Source organism: Marinomonas foliarum (assembly GCF_003337275.1).
Classification (GTDB): domain Bacteria; phylum Pseudomonadota; class Gammaproteobacteria; order Pseudomonadales; family Marinomonadaceae; genus Marinomonas; species Marinomonas foliarum.
In genome coordinates this window covers 1-4,931 of sequence record NZ_QPJQ01000065.1, presented here as the reverse complement: position 1 = coordinate 4,931, position 4,931 = coordinate 1, and the positions used below count along the sequence as shown (strand labels likewise).

Annotated in this window: 5 protein-coding genes; all 5 read right to left on the bottom strand. The window is 39.8% G+C overall.

The window, feature by feature from the left end:
- Window positions 1-83: 83 nt before the first annotated feature.
- The 5 genes from DFP77_RS19190 to DFP77_RS19170 all read right to left on the bottom strand — a co-directional run bounded on the left by DFP77_RS19190 (window position 84) and on the right by DFP77_RS19170 (window position 4,658).
- On the bottom strand, window positions 84-353 hold the full coding sequence (locus tag DFP77_RS19190; RefSeq protein ID WP_114413781.1) for a helix-turn-helix domain-containing protein: 270 nt from the start codon (window positions 351-353) through the stop codon (window positions 84-86).
- Window positions 354-443: 90 nt separating this feature from the next.
- Window positions 444-1,334, bottom strand: coding sequence for a nucleotidyl transferase AbiEii/AbiGii toxin family protein (locus DFP77_RS19185; protein ID WP_067014182.1), 891 nt, complete (start codon window positions 1,332-1,334; stop codon window positions 444-446).
- A 1-nt stretch (window position 1,335) separates the two neighbouring features.
- Window positions 1,336-1,860 carry a type IV toxin-antitoxin system AbiEi family antitoxin gene (gene abiEi / locus DFP77_RS19180; RefSeq protein WP_114413780.1) on the bottom strand — a complete coding sequence of 175 codons (525 nt, stop codon included), beginning with the start codon at window positions 1,858-1,860 and terminating at the stop codon, window positions 1,336-1,338.
- A gap of 766 nt (window positions 1,861-2,626) precedes the next feature.
- Window positions 2,627-4,303 (bottom strand): VRR-NUC domain-containing protein, encoded by a 1,677-nt coding sequence (locus tag DFP77_RS19175; RefSeq protein ID WP_114413779.1) that lies wholly within the window; start codon window positions 4,301-4,303, stop codon window positions 2,627-2,629.
- A gap of 73 nt (window positions 4,304-4,376) precedes the next feature.
- Window positions 4,377-4,658, bottom strand: coding sequence for a peptidylprolyl isomerase (locus tag DFP77_RS19170; protein WP_114413778.1), 282 nt, complete (start codon window positions 4,656-4,658; stop codon window positions 4,377-4,379).
- Window positions 4,659-4,931: the final 273 nt, after the last annotated feature.

The following is a 4,931-nucleotide window of genomic DNA, read 5'->3' as shown; positions in this document are numbered from 1 at the left end:
GTTTGGATATTGTTTGTTAGTACGTTTAGTCATTTTACACCTCAATAATTGGATATTATCCTTTATTGAAGTGTCCGGCTAATTCAACCACAACACTGTTTGTGCGGTAAAGATGTGTTGTTACCATCACTTTCAAGAACAGCTAAAACAGCATTCAGCTTTTCTTTTGGGATTAGCATGACGTCGCTATTTAGACCTTTGGCAATCAGTTCAAGCGTATCGAGTCTTGGATTGCCTTTTGCTTCAAGCCGTTGGTACTGCTGCCTAGAAATGCCAATACGCATTAGCATGTCATTCTGCTTGAGTTTCAGTGCTAAACGGCGACGTTTGATTTGTTGTAGTAGATTTATCATAAGGAAACTAATAAGTTGCTTTCGAATAGATAGAAACATATTAGTTGCTATTTTTATTTAAGGCAACTTAAGAGTTTCTTTTTTCGGCGTTTAAAGTCCCATATCAAATTTCTTTGTCTGTAAATCAGGTTTGAGTATCAGGTCTGTCATGCTTTTAATTTCAAGTTGCACGTATTGCCAATATTCTGGATTATCAATTGTTCGCTGTTTAATTTGGCTTGGAATGAAACGGCTCATTTCGTTGTTGAAGTCGGCTTTTACCTCTTCTTCGTTGAGTAATTTTTCGACCTGAAGGCTAAGCGATTCTATGAAGTGAGATTTTGTTTTTTCTCTTGCTGCAAGTTTTTTGCTGATCAGCTCTATGGATACGTCAATACCTCTTTGCTTGATCCAAAGAATATCCCAAACATCACGAGGTTTAATTCGTCTGGAACGGTATGCTAGAGCAATGAATTTATCTGCCAAGGTTTCTTCTAACGACTGTACTGGGATCAAAAGTCCTTCTGTTGGAACGACGACATCGTAATGATTTATCAGTGGTCTTCTCTCAATGTCGAAAGAAGGGATAGCACAAATGTCGATATGCATTTTTTGACGTGGTAGATCAGGGCGGTTGGCTTCTTTTTCGATACTAATTTTCCAAGAAGATGTGTCTCCTTGTTTGTCTTGGTTCGGCTTATTTACCCAGACTTCTGTTTCATATTTTTTTTGTATGTACTTTTGAATCTCGACTTCCAGACCATCAAAATCATCAGGTTTAAAGTCATGCCCTCCATTAAAGTCTAAATCCTCAGACAATCGAGAGCTGTTGTGACATAAGCGAAGTGATGTGCCGCCAATAAAAGTCAGTGATTGCATAACCCCCTGTTTTACCATGACCGCCATAATATCATGGTGCAATATTTCTTTTTCTATAACAGGTGTTATCCCTGCATACTCAGGATTGGTGTTAACAATTTGCTTTATGACTTCTTTGAGCATGTTATGCCTCCAGCATGTGCAGATTTCGATTACAGTTTTTTAAATCAATAAGAGCTTGGGTTGTTTTGGCCCGATACATTTTTATATCTGAATCGAAATAAATATTAGGAGCGATTGTCTCGATCGTTTTTTTTGTATGTGTAAACTCAATGACGCCATAAGGTGTCGGAAAAATACCACTTCTACCTTTTGTCATCACAGTGAGTCTGTCCATAACAATTTGTGAAATATCGCCTGTATAGCTAAGTTGGCTCTCTAGGCTGATATAGTTAAATACATCTCCTCTGAGCTTATTTACAATCTTGTAAATGGCCGTTGATCCATCTGGAGGAGTAATGGTACTTTCAAAAATACCCGTTGCTACTCTTCGTAAGACACCGTTTTTTACGCAATCTGTGAGGAACTTTGTAAAGGCAGGGGTATGCTTTTCGCCGAGCATAAATGCTATTTCTGTCGACGTATGAACACCGCCACCAGCTTTAGTAGCATCAGATAGTACGGACAGTAGTTTTTCTTTTTTACTCATAGTGGTCTACGTATTATTACTTTAGATGTATTAAAGTGTAGACCTGAAAGGTTGGGGTGACAATGTTTTAGGTCTACAAAATAATACGTTATAGGTTATTTTTTGTAGACCTTGTATAGTGCTGAGAAGGCTTTAATCCCACTGAAATTCAATTTTACTTCGAATCAAAGTAACAAATATGTCCAAAATTATGCTTTGATTCAAAGCAATTGAAACCATGCATTCATGGGTATTTTTGCCTTTAAAGTATGGGTTAATTTGAGATGCTTTGATTCGAAGGGTAGAGGTCATGGGCCAAGATGGGATCAAAATGGGCCAAAATCCCCTGATATAGAGTTTTATTGCCTCATATTGCTTTGATTCAAAGGATGTGTGTTTACTAAGGCATTGAATATATTATATAAAGTAGTTCATTGTCATGTGAGGGAATATTCAGAGTAACCTTGACATGGTAGAGGTCGTTTCACTTACCCAGTAATCAGGCGTTAAAAGCCAATCTTTTAATAGCAAACTGGCGATGCTGTTTGCCTTAGCCAATGTGTTTAAGATTGACCAGATGATACGGGCCGTAAGGGAGTAATCCGTTTAAAAGCCCCAAAACAAGGCTGAATAAGCTTGTTTTGGGGCTAAAAGTACTAAAGTGGGTGACATTTTGCACTTTTTAACTAAGTTAGAAACACTGACTGCTGTGCGGCTTCTTAATCGCAGTTTCTTTATATATTAGCAAAAGCCAGTAATTGTGTAGACCCTTGATGACAGATAATTCTTATGTTTCATTCACTTGCCAGCTTACATTAAGCACACTGACTGGCATTTCATGTTCTAACATCACCTCAAGCCATAATTTTTGGTGATCTTGCAGTCGATCACCGGGGCCTTTCACCTCAATGAGCCTATACTCTCCTGCGGTTTTGTTAAGTTCGATTAGGTCTGGCATGCCTTTGCGGTGATGTCTGAGATCTAACAACAGATGACGAAATACCGCTTGCAAGTGCTTGGCTGGAATTAACGCTAAGACCTCTTCAACCAGTGGGAGAGTAAGCGAAGGCCAGTAGATAAGTGAGCAACTGATACCCTGTTTGTGTTTTAGTCGATCAAGGATGGTGTGAATGTATTCATCTGATTGGAGTAGATCAAAACCTTGATTCAGTAACTCGGCGCGTTCGTCACTAAAGCTTGGACGATATAGGTCGACTGGACCAGATTGAAATGGATTGAAAAACGCGCCTCTAACAGGAGCAAACAGAGCGGGCCAGAACAGCAACGCAAAGAGTCCTGTAAACAGCCTATTTTCAACATGGAAGAGTTGCGTGTCTGAATTTGACAGTGAAGAGATTACAGCCCTCTCTACGCGACCCTGTTCGGGTTTGTTCAATACTAAAAAATCCACGGGTATTTCGATTGGCTTTGGCAGCTTGAACTCAATACCTGCTTTACTGGCACTGCGTTTAAGAATTCGTTCCAGTCCAACGCGTACTTCAGGTTTTGTGATCTTGGCGTGCACTTTCTGGGTTTGAAAGAAAACTTGCTCTGGTGGATCGCGTTTTTCCAATAATCTCAAGCTACGAAGCTGAGCTTCATGATGTTGGCTTTGTTGATAGAGATTTAGCGCAAGATCGGTTTGTTTTTGCCGCTCCGCTTCACGACCCAGTAAAAATATGACTTTCCTACGTCGGTAATCAATCCAATGACAGTTAACAGGCGAGGGGATAAGCTGAGCAAGTGAGTCTATCTTTTCTCCATCACCAGCACGTTCTTGAAGTGTTTGTAAGCTAAGATAAAGATCCACTTCAGATCGACTTTGAAAAGGGCGTGATTCAGTTGTCAGTGGAACCTTTTCAAACTGCTGCAGCCCTAACTCAGTAAGAACAAATTCAGACCAGTTTTGGTAAAGGTTGCCAAAGAACATCAGACGCAAACGCTCAAAAAGATCATTGCAGCGTAATTCAATAATCTGAAAAGCAGCATCTGGCCACCATGCCTGAATAGGCCTGGGTTTTTCTTCCGAAAAAGATATTACCAGTGCATCGTGTATATCCGTTTTTCGTGTCGATGCTGAAAAAATCATACTAGGTAGCAGATATTGAGCAAGTGCCTTGCATTCCTCGCGTCGTGATAGATCGCATAAGGATGATATTGAAATTTCAGGTTTGCTATACACGTATCCGGTCTTATCCAACACGCTAATCGCTTCATTAAGATTAGCCACCTCGGCGTAGTTCAGCTTATCTGTGCGAAATAGTAAACCTTTGCGCATCACTATACGAATTAACAGTGCCTGCGTGGAAATATCAAGGGATAACAACAGCTTCAAGCGTTGTATTTCATCTGCTAATAAAAGATCAGAATAGTGATTTAGGCATAACTGAATTATCTGCTGAGCGTTACGTAGATAATAGAGAGGGTCACCCAGGGATGTAGAGGTGATGGTATTAATATTCATACCATCACCTTCTAACAATGAGGTTAGAAATGAGCTGTACAGATTGTTTCACTCTGTGACCTCTAGATAGAATTTATTCAGTACGCTCAGTCACTTCTAGTAAGTGATAGCCGAACTGAGTTTGAACTGGGCCTTGAACTTCGTTAACTGGAGCGCTAAAAACAACTTTATCGAACTCAGGGACCATTTGACCTGGGCCGAAGGTGCCTAAGTCACCCCCATTGCGGCCTGATGGACATGAAGAATACTGTTGTGCCAGAGCGGCGAAGTCTTCACCCGAAGCGATTTTTGATTTAAGTTCATTACAGGTTGTCTCGTCTTTAACAAGGATATGACGTGCTGCAGCTTTTGCCATGGGTTTAATCTCACTTTTTTTAAAATTTTATTAAGCGTCAATTTTAACATATTATTGTTAAAAGCTCTCGGTAGTGTAGGCTTTAATAAGGTTAAATACGCTTGGTTGAAACCATCTAATATCATCCGACATCAATGGGTAGATGTCACTCTGCTCAAATTTAATTTTTAAACACTAAGGAACATACGAACAAGTAAGACAATTTTTAGCTGACTTTCAGCTTGTGACAGTATTTCCTCAGAAGCGACATTTAATCACCACTTAACCCACTTG

Excerpts from the sequence above, each read along its gene's own strand:
- DFP77_RS19190 (WP_114413781.1), bottom strand. The coding sequence starts at position 353 with ATGATAAATCTACTACAACAAATCAAACGTCGCCGTTTAGCACTGAAA.
- DFP77_RS19185 (WP_067014182.1), bottom strand. The coding sequence starts at position 1,334 with ATGCTCAAAGAAGTCATAAAGCAAATTGTTAACACCAATCCTGAGTAT.
- abiEi (WP_114413780.1), bottom strand. The coding sequence starts at position 1,860 with ATGAGTAAAAAAGAAAAACTACTGTCCGTACTATCTGATGCTACTAAA.
- DFP77_RS19175 (WP_114413779.1), bottom strand. The coding sequence starts at position 4,303 with ATGAATATTAATACCATCACCTCTACATCCCTGGGTGACCCTCTCTAT.
- DFP77_RS19170 (WP_114413778.1), bottom strand. The coding sequence starts at position 4,658 with ATGGCAAAAGCTGCAGCACGTCATATCCTTGTTAAAGACGAGACAACC.